Here is a 17,259-nt window from a genome sequence, read left to right on the forward strand (position 1 = left end):
GGGAATTACTTCTTCATCCCGCCATGGGGCGCTGTACTGGGTGCGCCGGGAGCATGGGGTGCGGTGGGTTTGGCTCCTCCATAGCTGTCAGCCTCAGGCTGATCGACAGCGCCATCCTTGTTGGCATCCATCCTGTCAAATATGACCTCGTGATGTTTCAGGAATTCCTGCTTCGTGACTTTGCCATCCTTGTTGGTGTCCACCATCGACATGCCGCATCGGCCTTCACCGGATTTTGCTCCACCCCCATATTTATTGGGATCCACCTTATCGGCATACGCGAGCATGATGCCTTTATCCAGGGATTGCGCGATGAAAGGATTATCGGTCGCCGAGGCGAGCGGCGCCGCACCGAGCGTAGCTGCAAAAGCGGAACCCACAGCCAAGGAAATCATGGTTTTCTTATTGCGCATGATATTTTCTCCTAAATTTTGGATGAAATATTATGTCACAATTCAAGAGGAATTGGAGGGCGGGCTTAGCTAGGGGGTCGACTTTCGTGTGAAAACCAAGCTCAGAAAAATCGCCCCCAGCTCAAAAAATTATCTCTTACTTGCTGCCTCCACACTTGCCGTCTTTCGTTTTCCCCTTTATCTCATCTTTGCTGACAAAGCCGTCTTTATTGGCATCCATATGTTCGAACATGGCGTTGTGATGCGCGGTCCACTCTTCCTTGGTGATCTTACCGTCATTGTTTGCATCCGCCATAGCCGCGCCACACCTCCCTTCGCCACATGCACCCTGACCACCGCATTTACCTTCTCCACCCTTCTTTTCGCCATATTTATGCGCATCGGCTACCATGTAGCCCCTGTCAAGAGATTGTACGGCAAAGGGGCTATCAGCCGCGGAAACGACCGGTGCACCACCAAGGCTAGCAACGAAAGCAGAACCAACGGCTATGGAAATAACGGATTTTCTGTTAGACATGATTTTCTTCTCCTGTATATTATAGAGGGATGTTGCGTTGCACTCTGATAGAAAACCGCACTTGTCGTAGCAACCCACAAACTTGCTCTCTTTCTTCTGCAACCAGGTCTCGACGCACGCGGATACCCTAAACAATCTCAACCATTATTGAAGCACCCAGCCCCAATTATTTGATCGGCAGAGCAAATAATGGCTATAAGTAACATAGCACAATTTTCGGCCAGGTGCGACAAATTGTCGCACCTGGCCGGTCACGGCGTGGGAACCACGAGAAGAATACTCATAGCAATGCTCATCGTTTATGGGCGATTTTGAGAAATGTGGCATTTATTTTATTCCAGGGGTATCCAAGCAATAGGAATTCTGCAAAAATTCGTGCTTCCGTGCGGGTGGGGTTCATGCAAACTGACTGACTCCGAAGTTATCTACAAACTCTTATATGGGTTAGAATTGACTTTTGCCGTATGTCGCGGCGGACGAATAGCAAGCGTATTGCTGTATAATATTTTTTTCTGTAAAAGTACCTTTATACGTCACCTGAAATATAAAAGGGATATTAAAAATGCCGCAAGAACTGCGTAAACCAGCGACCCCTTATAAGCTGAAGAAGGGGGAAAGCTACATGAGTTCCAGGCAGCTTATGCATTTTCGCAACATACTGGAAGGTATTAAAATTGAATTAGGGCAGGATATCGATCGCACGGTGCATACCATGCAGGATGAAGCGACGATTTTCGCCGATCCTAACGATCGTGCCAGCCAGGAGTCAGACATGGCACTGGAATTACGCAATCGTGACCGCGAGCGTAAATTAATCAAGAAAATTGATGAGACCATTGCCAAAATAGATACTGGCGATTATGGTTATTGCGATAGTTGCGGCATTGAAATTGGCCTGAAGCGCCTTGAAGCCCGGCCCACTGCCACTCTCTGCATAGACTGCAAGACTCTTGACGAGATAAGGGAAAAACAGGTAGCTAAGTAAAATTGATGTGTTTTCCGCAGGCCTATTTGCATCTGCCTGTTGTCGCAAACTTGTTTCTTCCCGTAAAAAAGCCCCTATCGCGCGATAGGGGCTTTTTTATAATCAACCGTAAAGAAATCAACATAAAGTCGTATTTTCTTGGTTAAAGCTTATGAAACAGTATTGTCAACACCCTCCATGGTAACGGCTTTCATGCTAAGACGTAGCCGTCCCTTGTCGTCCGCCTCCAGGACCTTGACCCGCACCGCCTGACCTTCCTTGAGATGATCGGCGACACTATTGACACGCTCGTTGGCAATTTGCGAGATATGTAACAAACCATCCTTGCCTGGAAGAACGCTAACAATCGCGCCGAAATCCAGGAGTTTCAATACGGTCCCGTCGTATACTCTGCCCACCTCCACCTCAGCGGTGATGTCTTCGATCCGTTTTTTTGCCACTTCGCCGCCTTCGGCGTTAATACAGGCTATCATAACGGTACCATCGTCGGCGATATCAATGGTGGTCCCGGTTTCTTCAGTCAGTGCACGGATTACCGCACCACCTTTGCCAATTACGTCACGGATTTTTTCGGGATTGATTTTAATTTTAATGATGCGTGGCGCATGTTCGGAAATATCTTCGCGTGTTGAAGGCAGCGCCTGCTTCATGATTTGAAGAATGTGCATGCGGCCTTCCTTGGCCTGTATCAGTGCGGCATGCAGAATATCTTTGGTGATGCCCTGAATCTTGATATCCATCTGCAGCGCGGTAATGCCCTTCTCGGTGCCCGCCACTTTGAAGTCCATGTCGCCCAAGTGATCTTCATCCCCGAGAATATCGGTCAGCACGGCAAACCGGTTGCCCTCTTTAATGAGCCCCATGGCAATGCCCGCCACATGCGCTTTCAATGGTACGCCCGCATCCATTAATGCAAGACAGCCACCACAGACCGAGGCCATGGAACTCGAGCCATTCGATTCGGTAATCTCCGATACGACCCTTAGCGAATACCCAAACTCTTCGGCGGAAGGCAGCACTGCAACCAAAGCCCTTTTGGCCAGACGTCCATGTCCGATTTCACGGCGCTTGGGCGTGCCTACACGGCCAGTTTCGCCGGTGGCGTAGGGCGGCATATTGTAGTGGAGCATGAAACGCTCTGAATAATCTCCCTGCAAGGCATCGATTTTCTGTTCGTCTCGCCCCGTGCCCAGGGTTGCAATCACCAGCGCCTGGGTTTCCCCCCGAGTAAACAAGGCGGAGCCGTGAGTACGCGGCAACAAGCCGTTGCGGATTGTAATGGGACGAACGGTACGCGTATCACGTCCGTCTATGCGAGGCTCGCCATCGAGAATCTGGGAACGTACTATTTTTGACTCGAGAGCAAAACAAACCTCCTTTACAACTTGCCCATCCGGCCCACCCTCTGTGTCGACACCGACTTCAGCAAAAACTTTTCTCCAGATGTTGTCGATAGCCTCGGATCGAGACTGCTTCTGCCTCAATTGGAATGCATCGCGCAAATCCGTTTCCGCCAGACCGGCGATTTTCTCAGTCAGCGCGATATCCGTTTCCGCTGGTGTCCAGTCCCATGCAGTAACGCCTGCTTCGTCGGCCAATTCATTGATGGCGTTGATTACCGCTTGCATTTGCTGATGACCGTACATAACCGCGCCCAGCATGATGTCTTCGGACAATTCCAATGCCTCGGATTCCACCATCAGCACAGCTTGCTGAGTACCCGCCACCACCAGATTCAACTGGGTTTGTTTCAGTTCGGTCGTGGTGGGATTCAGGATATACTCCCCGTTGATGTAGCCCACCCGCGCAGCACCAACAGGACCATCGAAGGGGATACCGGAAAGCACAAGCGCAGCCGAGGCACCTACCAGTGCGGGTATATCCGCGTCCACTTCATTATCGGACGACAGGACGGTGGCTACGATCTGTACTTCATTGTAAAAACGTTCTGGAAACAGAGGACGGATAGGACGATCAATCAGACGGGAAGTAAGAATCTCTTTTTCGGAAGGGCGACCCTCACGCTTGAAGAAGCTGCCGGGTATTCTACCGGCGGCATAGCTTCTTTCCTGATAATCCACCGTCAACGGAAAAAAATCCTGACCCTGCTTGGCATTTTTTGCACCCACCACAGTCACCAGAACCACGGTGTCGTCCATGGTAACCATCACCGCCCCGTGCGCTTGTCTTGCTATCTCCCCGGTTTCCAGCGTTAGTTGATGACGCCCGTAGCTAATACTTTTCTTGATTGATTTCAATTAACTGCCCTTTTTTTCAAAAAAACGTTCCCATCCATTTGCGATCAACCCGTTCCAGCATGAGACGCGTACTATCGTTTATCGCAAGAGACAAGAATTTTCATGTGCTCCGCAGATTTCCGTCGTAATTACGGATCGATAGTCTATTTGCGCAAGCCAAGACGCTCGATCAACGTACGATAGCTATCAGCGCTGCTGCGCTTGAGATAATCGAGCAGCTTGCGACGGCGGCTGACCATACGCAATAACCCACGGCGGGAGTGATGATCCTTGACGTGTGCTTTGAAATGATTTGCCAGATCATTGATACGAGTGGTCAATAATGCCACCTGCACTTCGGGAGAACCCGTATCTCCAGTGGCACGCTGATACTCGCGCACCACTTGTGCTTTTTGATCGGTTGTGATTGGCATGCGTGCTCTCCATTAAATGCTTGATACGAAAGGCCGGTATTTTACTCTTTAACAGCGTGAATTCTCAAGTAATATGATGACTTTATTTTATCGCTGATGTGACTTGAACAACCGGTGCCTATATTGATCTTCCATGACGAAAATCTTCTTTGGTACAAATATCACCCACTTGCGCAGCCAGGAAGCCACCTGGAATTTCAATATCTTTATCCATGCTAATCCGCTTCATGGGCGGAATGCGCCGAGGCAAGCCCCATTTCCCTGTCCGCGTGGTGTACCACTGCGGATAACGTGGAGCACGCAGCACGGGAGTCCACTCCGAGACGCAGTAGCGTGCCGAGCGGCACGGATCGCCGCAGCAATAACGGCAGCAGACGCATCATGTCGGGACTGCCGTCGCGGCGTATCGCGCTAAGCAGAATCGAGGGGGGTGAAAACTCCACCGGGTCCGAGATTGCCCGCACCGTCAGGAATGGCAACCCGGCATGGGCGGCGGCCTCCGCCACCGCGCCACTTTCCATATCCACTGCGCAAGCTCCGGTAGCCTGCGCCAACTCGCGCTTTGCGGTTGCTGAAGCCAGCACCTGCGTACTCGCCGCCAACATGCCACCCGCCACCCGTAAGCGGGCAGGAAGAAGCTGTCGCAGCCGGGCACGCCAGCCCAAATCAATTGGCAACAAGCGACCGCCGTAAATCGACTCCGGCAACACCAGATCGCCCGGCCGCAGGCTGGAGTCCAATGCGCCGGCGAGCCCGAAACTCATCAGAGCGGTAGCCCCGCCGGCTTTCAGGCCTTCCGCCGCTTCGTGAGCCGCCTCCGCGCCTATCCCGCAGAGCCATATCGCCGCGCTCTCCCCCAGGCTGATTCTTTTGTTAAATGGCAAGCGAAGTGGGGTAACGCAGCGAGCTTCCACCCGCATTGCGGTGACGATACCCACCTCCCTCACGCAGAGGTCTTCCGGGTCAGCGCATGAAATCTAGCCAAAGCCCACAGCGGAAAATAACTCGTATACCCATGATATTTAAGATAGAAAACCCGCGGGAAGCCCGGCGCGGTAAACCAGGGCTCATGCCATAGGCCATCGCTATCCTGCTCATGCAGCAGGTATGCTATACCACGGGATACTTCATGGCTCTGCCCCTCACCTGCCGCCATCAGACCGAGTAGCGCCCACGCTGTCTGGAAGGATGTGCTCGTCTCAAAACGCCCCGCTTGTTGTGGTTCGGAGTAAGAGTCGTTGCCCTCACCCCAGCCTCCGTCATCACGCTGCACGGACTTTAACCACTGTACCGCGCGACGAATGGCAAGATGACCGGAATCCACACGCGCCAACTGGAAAGCCTCCAGTACCGCCCAAGTACCATATATATAATTGCTCCCCCAGCGTCCGAACCAGGCTCCGCTGGGTTCCTGCTCGCGAAACAGGTAAGTCAAGCCCCGTTCCACCGCATTCTTATGCCTGGGGTCGCCGTGTAATGCCAGAAAACCGGTACAGCGGGCAGTGACGTCGCTGCTGGGGGGATCAAGCAAGGCACCATGGTCGGCAAACGGAATTTCGTTCAGGTAGTAATAGGTATTGTCACTATCAAAGGCCGCAAAACCGCCGTTGCGGGACTGCATGCCGGCGAGCCAGTCCGCCGCACGTACAATGCTTTCGCGATAACCCTCGGGATCCGCTTGATGCAATGCCCATCCCACCGCGGCAGTATCATCCAGATCCGGGTAATGAGGATTGGCGTACTGAAAAGCCCAGCCACCGCCCGCCAGGCCAGGATGCTCGTCCTGCCAGTCGGCGGGTGCGTCAAGTATCTGATTGGGAATCAACCAGTCAAGGGCCTTGCGGATGGGCTTCTCATCTCTGCCCGCGCCCTCCTGTAATGCAAGGCCTGTCAGCACGGTATCCCATACCGGCGATGTGCATGGCTGACACCAGACACGCTCGCCTTCGTCCACCAGCAATCCTTTAAGTGCGTTGCGGCACTGCTCTCGATACGGATGCTCATAGGGGTAGCCCAGCAATGCCAGCGCCTCGCTGGCATTTACCATCGCCGGGAAAATCGCTCCCAGTCCGCACTCGCCGTTAAGCCGCTCCACTGTCCAGCGCTCCGCCCGCTTTAATGCGATGCGCCGCAGAAAAGACGGAATAAATCGCTCGAATGGCGAGGCAATGCGCTCAATCATCAGAAATAGCCAATTCAGCCGGGTGCGTACCGGAAAGTAACCCCGTTCATTTTCCGGAGACACTGTAAACAGCTCTTGAATATGGATATTGCGCGGATTCGCGGCACGCGCTTTCAAGCTGCAAAGAATGGATAACGGTACCGTGACGGCACGTGACCAGTAGGCGATTTTACTTAAGTGGAACGGAAACCAGCGAGGCAACAATATGATCTCGACCGGCACAAACGGAACACCACGCCAGGGAATCTGGCCATACATGGCAAGCAGTATCCGCGTAAATACGTTTGCCCGCGCCGCGCCTCCATGTTCCAGAATAGCTGTGCGTGCGCGTATCATGTGCGGCGCGTCGGGAGAGTCGCCCACAAGCTTCAGGGCATAGTAGGCTTTGACCGTACAGCTTTGATCGAAATGGCCGCCGTAGTATAACGGCCAGCCACCATGCGCGGAATCCTGTTTTTCACGGATGAATCGGGCGAGCCTGACTTCGAGGTCCCTATCCACATCATCCATGAAATGCATCATTAGCACATACTCCGCCGGAATTGTACAGTCCGCCTCCAACGGAAAACACCAGTGGCCATCCTCTTTCTGCAGGGAAAGCATGGCCTCGCGCGCCGCGGTCAATCCATCTTCCAGCGCCGTTGAACTCAGGAATCTATCTTGCGAAGACAATCTGGCGGTACGCTCCAATCTTTTCATTCGTTTTTACCTATTACCGTACTACGTGGATCCATCGGCATATCCATCATTGAATCCCGATGGTAACCTCCGGCGATGCGGAGGTGGGTTGCATGGTCGGTTTCCCTTGCGGATGAGCCATGAGCTACCACCTGCCAACAACCGTCATTCCAGAATGACTGTCACATCGCAGAAAGAACTGATGCCGATCTAACGTTTTATTATACTCGCTTGAAATTAATTTTCAGAGTAATGGCTTGACCGTAGGCTTATTCTGCGCGGGATCGTCGTCGATCGGGTCATCGTAGACCTCCGGTGGCGGATCACCGTCATAAATCAGATGCTTACGTTGTTGTAAAAACCCCTCACGTACAAATAGATAAGGATCAAGCGCCGCTTGGTCGCGCACGCGCATGGGACCGGATAATCTCGCCCGCTTGTCAATAATACCCAGAACGGTGACGGGCCCCACAATGGCGGTACTGGCAACAGTCCCCGCATAAAATAAAAGATTGCTGAAAACGCTTACGGGAATGCCGGGCGCATCCCGATAGCTGCTGGGCCCAATCAGGGGAACAAACAAATAAGATCCTGTATTAACCCCCCACACGCCGAGCGTCTGCCCAAAATCTTCGTCGTGCTGCACCAGACCCATGGGCGTTGCCATATCAAAAAGTCCTCCCAGGCCAATGGTCGTATTAACCACAAAACGCAAACTGTCCTGGAGTCCCTGGCGACCCTTGCCCTGCAAAAAAGCATTCAGAATAACGTTCGGGTATGCAAGATTGTCATAGAAATTTCCGATCGAACGTTGCATGGGATTGGGAATATACTTGATATAAACATCGGCAACCGGCGCCAGAACGTTCCGGTCAACCATATCGGTGAAATCATAAAACTTGCGATTGGTTTTCTCGTTGGGATCGATCGAATCCATGCCTGTGACGTTCGGGCGCACGGTGGCGCAACCGGTAAACAGCACCGCACATACTAATAATAGAATGGTTGCCGGTGTATGCGTCATAATCAAGTAAGGCGTAAACCAACCTTGTTAATCGTAAATCTCCCGGGGCAGTAACATTTTTGCAACATAGCATAATAATTCAAGGTGCGCAGTATAAACAATTATTGTCAAATTGGCGCATAACTTTCTTTCCCGGATTTTTCTTAAATTCACGCTAAAATTTAATAAAAATTGTTTTGTAATGATATTTTGCAATTGAGTGGCATAGTTATTCATATGCCAAATTGAACAAAGTTTCCATACGAAACAAAAGACCAGCGAGGATGCGCGTCAATTCATAAAACATCCGGATTATAACTCCATGGATGCGACGTTCGCCGGAGAGGGCTTATTCCAATGACAGAAATGTTTCCCCGACCGCCCTTACGGCGAAGTGGAATGCGCGCTCCGGACGGGGGTACGCAGTATCGCCGGCAATATAACGAGTGTACAGATCAAAGTAAAAGTCAGTCCCACTGTCAGCATTATTCCAATACTGGCGGTGCCCTGGTGCGATGAAAGCATAAGACTTGCGAAATCCACCAAAGCGGTCAGAGCGCTATAAAAAATGGCGCGTGCGGTACTGGTGTGAATCAAAACTTCGCTCACCATTTCATTGTTCAGACTTCGGTGCACCATATGCAGACTGCTGTCGATACCAAGACCCAGCAACAATGGCAGAGCGATAATATTGGCGAAATTGAATGGGACATTCAACAGGATGGTGAATGCGGCGGTGAACAAACTGGATAACAAAAGCGGGGTCAGCACGAGCAACATGTATTTCACACTGCGCAGTATTATCAGCAATGCGACGACAATCCCCAACAGCGCCAGCAAGAACGCCTGAACGAATGCCTTCACGACGGCCTCGCCTGCATCAAGACTCACTATGGGTGCCCCGGTTGCATTGGGCGCCACTTCCTGAACCGCCCGCACAAAACGTCGTAATGCCTCATTGTCGTTGAGATCTTCCGCAGGATAAACCGCCAGCCGATATTCACCTGACTGGCTATGCCAACGCCCCCCAAGCGACGCGGGCAGATCCTGTTCCTTAAATGGAGCGGCTTCCGTGGCAGTGTGCAGACTCCGCAAAGCAATAGGCAGCGTCGCAAGCAGATCTTCCTCAATGGCATTCAGCAGCTTGCGTTTTTCGTCTGTGCTGGCTGCATCGAGCTGGACGAACAGCGAAGTCAGAGACGCCTTGAGGGTTCGTACGGTTCCAGACGCGGGATGACCAGGACGCTCGGCTATGAATCGATCTAATGCGGTGGCCAGTTCATCAAGCGCTTTTCGCTGCCGCAGCGAGGTATCTTCCCCGGTAGCTTGAGCCTTGCTTGAAACCGAGATCGGTCCCATCGTCAGTGCCATTTCCTCGACAAGCTGGAGTTTCTCCTCCTGCTCTGCCGGCACGAAATCGAGAATCGTGATCACCTTGCTCACTTCGGGAAGCTCAGCCAATCGCTGCGCCAGGCGTTTCGTTTCCTGGTGATCTTTGGCCAATACAACTGCGTGCCAGGGTGAATGGTCGGTATCCGCAAGAAGCTCCCGGAAAGTCCGCACCGCTTCCCCAGTCTGATCTTGCATATTCAGCAGATTGTAGTCAAATCTTACCTGAGGCAATAGGGCAATCGCGGCAATGGCTGCCACTGCCGTAGCGGCATAGGTCAACTTGTGCCATTTTAATGACCATTCGAGCACTTTGCCGACAGAACCCTTTGTAATGGAAGTCTTTGGCGGCCGTTTCGGCAGATAACGCAGGAGGGCAGGCCCCAAAGTAAGGGTGACCAACAGACTAATGATCATGCCGGTACCGGAGATGATCCCCAACTCCGCTACTCCGCTATAATCGGTAGGCATGAATGCGTAGAACCCAATGGCGTTGGTGATGGTACACGCAGTCAATGCGGCGCCTGCATCCCCGCCAGATATATGCGCGGCCTCTGTGGGCGGAAGACCATTTTCCAGAACCTCGCGATACCGCAGCAGAAAGTGGATTGCAAAATCCGCCCCCAAACCAATGTATAACACCGCAAAAGCAATGGAAATCAGGTTCAGGTGACCGACTACAGCAGTAGCGAAGGCCGCAGTGAGAATCAGACCCATTGTCAGGCAAAGTAGCACGTTGAATATCAGTCCAGCGGTGCGCATCGCGAAATAAAGTACCACCGCCACCAGGATAAATGTAATCATCCCGGCATATTCCATCCCGCGAAGCGAACTGTTGAGCTCCTCTTCGGCCAGGGCTACCTCACCGGTGATGCGCAACCGCACCGGCCCATCTTTCGTTACGCCAGTATCTTTTGCGGCGGCATGCAGCGCTGCGATGGATTGCTCGGCCGGGAACATCAGGGTGTAATCCAGTCTCGGTTTTACGACGATCAGTTCCTGGTATTTGCTTTTCTGGGGTTCGCCATGGAATAGGGATTGCCATGACAACACCCTGGGCGCACCCGCGAGCCGCGCATCCAGAGTCGTACTCAACCCGCTTAGCACAGGTTGAAGCTCCATGCTGCGCCCCTTGCGTAATTCGTCCACCGCGCCGGAAAGTACAGAAACAAAAGCGGGCAGGGTGGGATCTCTGACGATATGCGCTATTAACGGCTGTGCCGCGGCCAGACTGTCAGTGATCTGCTCCAGTTCCGGGAGGTTTTGATAGAGCAAGCCATTGCGCGCGAAGAAGTCATTTACGTTCGGGGGATAGACATCATGAAAGTTTGTGGTGTCCTCTTTTAAACGCGCCACAAGACGGTCTGCTGCCATATAGGCCTGCTCGGGTGTGGGCGCATCCAGCACCACCAGCAGAGTTTCCATGTCTTGCGGGAAGGTTTTATTGTAGTGCTTCATGTTGACGCGAAATGGCAGATGCTCGGAGAGCATGTCTGTGGTATCGGTATTCATGCCGAGGTTACGCGAAACATAGACGCTGGATGCCACAGCGGTCAACAACGCTCCAAAAAGAATCCAGGCGCCGTAACGGTAGGAGATGGTGGACCAGCGCGCAAAAATATCATAGATGCGGCTGTGAGAAGCTTTGGCGGAAATAGTCATCCTTCAGGAAGAATTTGGAGCGATCGGCCCTTGGTGCTGCGTGATTTTCTTATTCTTCTTCGGTCAAGGCGATCTTTTTCTTGAGCATGTCGATGAGCGTCTGAAAACCGTCACGCTGAAGGATAGCACGGTATTCAACACGCTTGAGCGCAAGGTCACTGACGCCGTCGGCAAGGATATTGACAATGCGCCACCCCTCCTTCCCCTGACGCAAAATATAGTCGAAACGTACAGGCTCGCCCTTCAATGGAACGAGCCTGCTGCGCACCATTATCTGCTCTCGCGGCATGACCTGCCGCTCCAGAAATTCAAAACGCTCACCCTCATGACTTTTAAACCACCCCGCGTAGGTGCCAATGCTGAGCTTCCGGAAAACATCCGTGAAAGTCTGCTGCTGAGCGGTACTCAGCTGAGTCCAGTTGGGACCCAAAGTGGTACGTGCGATAAAGTCCAGATCGTGAGTTTGATTGATGACGGGGGTCAGAAGTTCGAGACGGCCTCGATAGCCGAGTTTTTCGCCTTCGCGCATTGCCTTGATCAGGGACTCGTGCAGATGACTGACGACCTGCTCCGGGCTGCCGGAATCCATCGTCTCGGCCCAGGATACGGGCGTAACCATCAGCATGGCCGCTACTATTATCTGGAATTGCAATACAGACTTGATTGCACGCAGGACTTTCATATTGACTACCTTTACCGCAAATGTGCTGACCGCGCTGTAACGAAGCACCGAAATCCTTGTCATGGCCCAGAGAAATTCCTCGCCGGAACTACACGCTGGCAACAACTCGCGAATTCGATGGCGCTCTGACGCGCCACCGAACCCACGTGAATGCTCCGCGCCAACTCGCTGACCGGATCTTCTATCGCTCCACCCTGACAGGAATTCCGCCAATTGTTTTGCGAGCTTTCAGTTCTTCGGTTACCCATTTAGGTGTAGGCTCGGCCACCATTGGACCGGTCGTTCTCGGACCTTTGAGCGAGGCGAGCAATGCCTTCAGCGGATGCTGCAATGTATCTTCAACGGCCGTCGCTTCGTAACCGCAGTGGGCCATGCATTGCGCACATTTGGGATTGCTGCTGTTCCCGTATTTCTCCCAGGGAGTATCATCCAGCAGCTCCTGGAAACTGGCCGCATACCCCTCATCCGGTAATAAATAGCAGGGTTTCTGCCAGCCGAATATATTACGCGTCGGATTACCCCATGGGGTGCACTCGTAATCCTGGTTGCCGGCCAGAAAATCAAGATAAAGCTTGGAGTGATTCAATTTCCAGTCGCGCTTCTTGCCGATTTCAAAAATACCCCGGAATAGTTTCTTGGTATCTTGTCCCTTAATAAAGATATCCTGCTTCGGCGCACGTTCATAGCTGAATCCTGGTGCAATCGTTGCGCCCTCGATGCCTAGCTCCATGGCGTAATCCAGAAATTCGGCAACGTCCTCCGGGGTTTCACCCTGAAACAGGGTACAGTTCACGGTAACTCTAAATCCTCTTGCCACACACAATTTGATTGCCTCAACCGCACGGTCAAAAACGCCGTCCTGACAAACCGAGGCATCATGTCTCTCTTTCATGCCATCCAGATGGATGGAAAAAGTCAGGTAAGGAGACGGCGTATAGTCATCAATCCTTTTTTTCAACAAAAGCGCATTCGTGCAGAGATAAACATATTTCTTCCGGGCAATGATACCCGCGATAATTTGCGGCATCTCCTTGTGTATCAATGGTTCGCCGCCGGGAATCGATACCATCGGTGCGCCACATTCATCAACAGCCTGCATGCATTGCTCAAATGAAAGGCGCTGGTCAAGAACATCTTCCGGATAATCAATCTTGCCGCAGCCCGCACAGGCCAGGTTACAGCGGAATAAAGGCTCCAACATCAGGACCAAAGGATATTTTTTTACTCCTTTCAACTTTTGCTTGAGCAGATAGCTACCGACAGCTATCTGTTGACGTAAAGGAACTCCCATGAGTAAATCCTCCAAAAAACTTCAATAAAACTGACTGATAGCCGCACAGAAACCACTGTTCTTATTATTCTAAAATCATAAAGATTTTTTACGCTGCGCTGGCGGCCTATGTCATCTCTCTTTTTTGTTTCTTCCTGGTGGCATTTTATTGCATCAGTATATTAGCACGTATGCCTCATAAACTAAACACACAGCCACTTTAGGGTTAATACGCGAGTCTTGTTTATAACTTGGTCCTGAATTTCCCGCACAGCATATTTCATCACAAATCCGGCCAAAAAAATGGGGCGCCGAAGCGCCCCATTCCAATTGATTTGACTCGATTAAAAGTTGTGACGAACACCAACCGTGTAGGTAGCGCGGCTACCCGTTGCATAGCTGGGAGCCACTATACCACCGATATCATTTGCTGACGCAGCGTTGGGATTATCCACATATACATGCTGATAGCCACCGAAAACGCTGGTGCGCTTGCTGAGGTTGTGGATGGCACCTACCGTAAAGCTGTCAGAGCTGCGTTTCGCTGCTGAATTGATACCACCCGCATGTGCCTTGGTCATACCGCCTTGAGCCACTAAAGTAGTATTACCCCATCTGTATTGGGCACTGGCAAACCAGATATTTCCGTCCCCACCGGCGTTCATGGCAGAATTACATTGTCCTGAACCGGCTCCAGGAGCATCCAGCGGATTAGCCGTCAGGGAAGCAGCAGTGCTACAGGTTGCGGCGCCAATAGCATTGTTGATGTCTTCATATTGACCGCTAAGCTTGAAGTTTTCGAAAGCCCAGGAGGCACCAACACGCCATACTTCTTCGGTCTTCAAACCTATGGACTTCTGTGTCTGGTTGGCATTGTCCCTGGAATAGCCACCGAATATATCAAAACCCATGCCCATGTAATCCATATGGTATTTGGCAGCGGCCTGACCATCGAATTCGCCATTCCTACCGCCGGTATTACCATTGCTACCCAAGCCGCCGGGGGCTATGCCGGAGAAAATGCCGCCCTGTTGGAGAGGATTAAGCGTATTTGCGTCGCCGGGCATCAATAAACCTGAGAAGGAGAAACCTTCTATGTTAGCGGAATCGTAACGGATCGCGCTGTTGACGAACGTATTCGCACCGGAACCCATACCATTGGCGCTTGCAGTCATGGTGCCGCCGGAACCGCCGGCTTGCAGTGTGGTGTAGGCAAACGGATCAATCGTCATGCCGCCCGCGAAGTCCTTGAATGGAGACTGAACACGGCCGAATTTGATATCGCCCCATTGATTGCTGGAAAGACCAACCCATTGCTCACGCGGGGTGGTAGCCGAACCGGAACCGGCATTCAAGCCCTGTTCCAAACGGGCATTGGCCTTAAACCCATTGCCCAGATCTTCGGTGATATGCAGACCCCAACGTGACGAACGGGAATTGTCCTGCAACGATCCCTGGCTGGGCGTACCGGAAAAATCGACCAGGCTATATTCAGCTTGCACCCGGCCAAATATCGTGACATTCGTCCCCTGAGCGGATGCAACCACCGGGGCTGCGAGTGCCCCGGCGACAGCCAGTGCAATCAGTTTCTTTTTCATGTGGAAAATCTCCTTTAAAGTTGAAACGGTGGGGCCATCTCACCGACCCTATTTTCGGTAAAGTGCGTCCCGCTACTTGGACCTCTCAAAGTGAGAAGGTTGAGAGAGATTGTGCCCAAAGCAACAACGTGTAGCAAGGAAATCAAGAAACTTTCGGAATACGGGAGAAACTTGTGTTGCTTTTTTGCAACAAAATTGACTATACCGCGATTCACAACGCATACACCCGGAGAAGAAGGCCTGTTCGGCCATTTTCAGTGACTTAAACCCTACACGAATAATCGTTCCAGTTCAACCCCCGGATCATCGGCGCGCATGAACGCTTCCCCCACCAGGAAAGCATCAACCTGGTGATTACGCATCAATATCACATCGGCCGGCGTGTGAATTCCGCTTTCGGTAATCACGATACGCGCCGGCGGAATATGCTCAAGCATTTGCAGCGTAGTATCCAGCTGTGTCTCGAACGTGCGCAAGTTACGGTTGTTGATGCCAATCAGGGGGGAATATAACTGTAACGCGAGTTCCAGTTCCACACGATCGTGAACTTCAATCAATACCCCCATGCCCAATTCCCGGGCAAGCGATTCGAGCTTGCGCATTCCCGCAACGATTTCGTTTTCTGAGTGGCGTTGTCCGGTCAAAGACGAAGGCATGCAAAACACCGCGACAATGATCAGAATGCAGTCCGCTCCCATCGCACGGGCTTCGATCACCTGATATTCGTCCAGCATAAAATCTTTGCGCAGCACCGGCAGGTCGCAAGCGGCCCGGGCCTGCTTGAGGTATTCCGTGCCACCACTAAAAAATTGGCTGTCGGTCAACACCGACAGGCAGGCTGCGCCATGCGACGCATAACTCGCGGCGATCGTGGCAGGATCGAAGTGCTCACGCAGCACGCCCCGGCTAGGGCTGGCTTTCTTGATTTCCGCAATGACCGCGGGCAGGCCAGCGGCAATTCTAGCGCGGATCGCTCCCGTGAAGTCACGCGGCGGCGGGGCCGCTTCCGCTTCCTGACGCATCGCGGATAGCGGCTTGATCGCTTTTGCTGCGGCAATTTCCTGTACTTTGACGGTCAGAATCTCTTGCAGAATATTGGACATGACTAACCTGGCAAGACACTATTCCGATTTGAGAACTTGATCAGTTCCCGCAGCTTCGCCTTGGCCGCACCGCTTTCTATCGCGGCGCGAGCTTTTTCCACACCCTGCACCAGCGATTTCGCCACCCCTGCGACATAAATCGCCGCCCCCGCATTGAGCAGCACAACATCAAGCGCGGGGCCTGGTTGATTATCCAGCACCGATATCAACATTTCCCTGGATTGTACGCTGTCTTGCGCCTGTATCGTTTCAATCGCGGCCGCCTTCAAACCAAAATCCTCCGGTTTAACAGTATATTCGGTCACCTCGCCCCGCCTGAGTTCACCGATACGAGTCTCACCCGCTATGGTGATTTCATCCAGACCGCCTTGCCCGTTCCCGCCATGGACCACCATCACATGATCACTGCCCAGGCGCTGCAACACCCGCGCGAGAATACCGACAAGATCGGGATGAAATACACCCAGCACCTGATTTTTCGCCCCGGCGGGATTGGTCAATGGCCCCAGGATATTGAACAATGTGCGCACCCCCAGATCTCGCCGCACCGGCGCGGCATGCTTCATCGCACTATGAAAATTGGGAGCAAACATGAAACCGAGACCGATTTCCCTTATATCCTCCGCTATTTGTCCGGGTGTCTGATCAAGGTTGACGCCCAAGGCCTCAAGCACATCGGCGCTTCCCGATTTGCTGGATACGGAGCGCCCACCGTGTTTGGCGACACGCGCTCCAGCAGCGGCGGCGACAAAAGCGGCGGTGGTGGAAATATTGAAAGTATGCGCGGCATCCCCGCCGGTCCCGCATGTATCCACAAGATACCGATGATCCGCCACCTCTACCCGGGTGGCAAATTCGCGCATCACCTGTGCCGCGGCGGTAATTTCACCGATGGTTTCTTTCTTCACCCGCAGTCCGGTGATAATGGCCGCGATGAGCACTGGCGACAACTCTCCCCGCATGATCTGGCGCATGAGCGAAAGCATCTCGTCATGAAATATTTCGCGGTGCTCGATAATGCGCGTCAGCGCCTCCTGCGGGCTCATGATCCCGAATCCAAGGGCTGGCCAGGGTAGATTGTGCGGCGTTTGAAGCGCACAGCCAGG

Annotated in this window: 14 protein-coding genes; 1 reads left to right on the plus strand and 13 read right to left on the minus strand. The window is 52.6% G+C overall.

Annotated elements, in window-relative coordinates:
- Window positions 1-5: 5 nt before the first annotated feature.
- Together BLO43_RS06740 and BLO43_RS06745 are read right to left on the minus strand one after the other, a co-directional pair.
- Window positions 6-413 (minus strand): EF-hand domain-containing protein, encoded by a 408-nt coding sequence (locus BLO43_RS06740; RefSeq protein WP_090906414.1) that lies wholly within the window; start codon window positions 411-413, stop codon window positions 6-8.
- A gap of 136 nt (window positions 414-549) precedes the next feature.
- On the minus strand, window positions 550-930 hold the full coding sequence (locus BLO43_RS06745; RefSeq protein WP_090906415.1) for a CREC-EF hand family protein: 381 nt from the start codon (window positions 928-930) through the stop codon (window positions 550-552).
- A 562-nt stretch (window positions 931-1,492) separates the two neighbouring features.
- On the opposite strand from BLO43_RS06745, the gene dksA reads away from it, so the two are divergent.
- Window positions 1,493-1,915 carry an RNA polymerase-binding protein DksA gene (gene dksA / locus BLO43_RS06750; RefSeq protein ID WP_074630862.1) on the plus strand — a complete coding sequence of 141 codons (423 nt, stop codon included), beginning with the start codon at window positions 1,493-1,495 and terminating at the stop codon, window positions 1,913-1,915.
- Window positions 1,916-2,064: 149 nt separating this feature from the next.
- Here the strand turns inward: dksA and pnp are convergent, their stop codons facing one another.
- The 11 genes from pnp to trpD form a co-directional block, all read right to left on the minus strand.
- Entirely contained in the window at window positions 2,065-4,173 is a 2,109-nt protein-coding gene (gene pnp, locus BLO43_RS06755; RefSeq protein WP_090906416.1) for a polyribonucleotide nucleotidyltransferase, read from the minus strand.
- A 143-nt stretch (window positions 4,174-4,316) separates the two neighbouring features.
- A complete protein-coding gene (rpsO, locus tag BLO43_RS06760) occupies window positions 4,317-4,586 on the minus strand; it encodes a 30S ribosomal protein S15 (RefSeq protein WP_074630860.1) in 270 nt (89 codons plus the stop codon).
- 215 nt (window positions 4,587-4,801) lie between these two features.
- Window positions 4,802-5,533 carry a phosphorylase family protein gene (locus BLO43_RS06765; protein WP_090906417.1) on the minus strand — a complete coding sequence of 244 codons (732 nt, stop codon included), beginning with the start codon at window positions 5,531-5,533 and terminating at the stop codon, window positions 4,802-4,804.
- A complete protein-coding gene (gene shc / locus BLO43_RS06770) occupies window positions 5,530-7,467 on the minus strand; it encodes a squalene--hopene cyclase (protein ID WP_090906418.1) in 1,938 nt (645 codons plus the stop codon). The genes BLO43_RS06765 and shc overlap by 4 nt, the downstream gene beginning before the upstream one ends.
- A 223-nt stretch (window positions 7,468-7,690) precedes the next feature.
- On the minus strand, window positions 7,691-8,470 hold the full coding sequence (locus tag BLO43_RS06775) for an MlaA family lipoprotein (RefSeq protein ID WP_090906419.1): 780 nt from the start codon (window positions 8,468-8,470) through the stop codon (window positions 7,691-7,693).
- A 363-nt stretch (window positions 8,471-8,833) separates the two neighbouring features.
- Window positions 8,834-11,500 carry an MMPL family transporter gene (locus BLO43_RS06785; RefSeq protein ID WP_090906420.1) on the minus strand — a complete coding sequence of 889 codons (2,667 nt, stop codon included), beginning with the start codon at window positions 11,498-11,500 and terminating at the stop codon, window positions 8,834-8,836.
- Window positions 11,501-11,549: 49 nt separating this feature from the next.
- Window positions 11,550-12,245, minus strand: coding sequence for an HpnM family protein (locus BLO43_RS06790; RefSeq protein ID WP_254773367.1), 696 nt, complete (start codon window positions 12,243-12,245; stop codon window positions 11,550-11,552).
- Between the two features lie 118 nt (window positions 12,246-12,363).
- Window positions 12,364-13,473, minus strand: a complete 1,110-nt coding sequence (gene hpnH / locus BLO43_RS06795; RefSeq protein ID WP_090906421.1) for an adenosyl-hopene transferase HpnH — start codon at window positions 13,471-13,473, stop codon at window positions 12,364-12,366.
- A 323-nt stretch (window positions 13,474-13,796) separates the two neighbouring features.
- Window positions 13,797-15,050 carry a porin gene (locus BLO43_RS06800; protein WP_090906422.1) on the minus strand — a complete coding sequence of 418 codons (1,254 nt, stop codon included), beginning with the start codon at window positions 15,048-15,050 and terminating at the stop codon, window positions 13,797-13,799.
- A 269-nt stretch (window positions 15,051-15,319) separates the two neighbouring features.
- A complete protein-coding gene (trpC, locus tag BLO43_RS06805; RefSeq protein WP_090906423.1) occupies window positions 15,320-16,153 on the minus strand; it encodes an indole-3-glycerol phosphate synthase TrpC in 834 nt (277 codons plus the stop codon).
- A gap of 2 nt (window positions 16,154-16,155) precedes the next feature.
- Entirely contained in the window at window positions 16,156-17,199 is a 1,044-nt protein-coding gene (gene trpD, locus BLO43_RS06810) for an anthranilate phosphoribosyltransferase (RefSeq protein ID WP_074630852.1), read from the minus strand.
- Window positions 17,200-17,259: the final 60 nt, after the last annotated feature.

Source organism: Nitrosospira sp. Nsp13 (genome assembly GCF_900101945.1).
Taxonomy (GTDB): domain Bacteria; phylum Pseudomonadota; class Gammaproteobacteria; order Burkholderiales; family Nitrosomonadaceae; genus Nitrosospira; species Nitrosospira multiformis_D.

Excerpts from the sequence above, each read along its gene's own strand:
- BLO43_RS06740 (WP_090906414.1), bottom strand. The coding sequence starts at position 413 with ATGCGCAATAAGAAAACCATGATTTCCTTGGCTGTGGGTTCCGCTTTT.
- BLO43_RS06745 (WP_090906415.1), bottom strand. The coding sequence starts at position 930 with ATGTCTAACAGAAAATCCGTTATTTCCATAGCCGTTGGTTCTGCTTTC.
- dksA (WP_074630862.1), top strand. The coding sequence starts at position 1,493 with ATGCCGCAAGAACTGCGTAAACCAGCGACCCCTTATAAGCTGAAGAAG.
- rpsO (WP_074630860.1), bottom strand. The coding sequence starts at position 4,586 with ATGCCAATCACAACCGATCAAAAAGCACAAGTGGTGCGCGAGTATCAG.
- shc (WP_090906418.1), bottom strand. The coding sequence starts at position 7,467 with ATGAAAAGATTGGAGCGTACCGCCAGATTGTCTTCGCAAGATAGATTC.
- BLO43_RS06775 (WP_090906419.1), bottom strand. The coding sequence starts at position 8,470 with ATGACGCATACACCGGCAACCATTCTATTATTAGTATGTGCGGTGCTG.
- BLO43_RS06785 (WP_090906420.1), bottom strand. The coding sequence starts at position 11,500 with ATGACTATTTCCGCCAAAGCTTCTCACAGCCGCATCTATGATATTTTT.
- BLO43_RS06790 (WP_254773367.1), bottom strand. The coding sequence starts at position 12,245 with ATGACAAGGATTTCGGTGCTTCGTTACAGCGCGGTCAGCACATTTGCG.
- hpnH (WP_090906421.1), bottom strand. The coding sequence starts at position 13,473 with ATGGGAGTTCCTTTACGTCAACAGATAGCTGTCGGTAGCTATCTGCTC.
- BLO43_RS06800 (WP_090906422.1), bottom strand. The coding sequence starts at position 15,050 with ATGAAAAAGAAACTGATTGCACTGGCTGTCGCCGGGGCACTCGCAGCC.
- trpC (WP_090906423.1), bottom strand. The coding sequence starts at position 16,153 with ATGTCCAATATTCTGCAAGAGATTCTGACCGTCAAAGTACAGGAAATT.
- trpD (WP_074630852.1), bottom strand. The coding sequence starts at position 17,199 with ATGAGCCCGCAGGAGGCGCTGACGCGCATTATCGAGCACCGCGAAATA.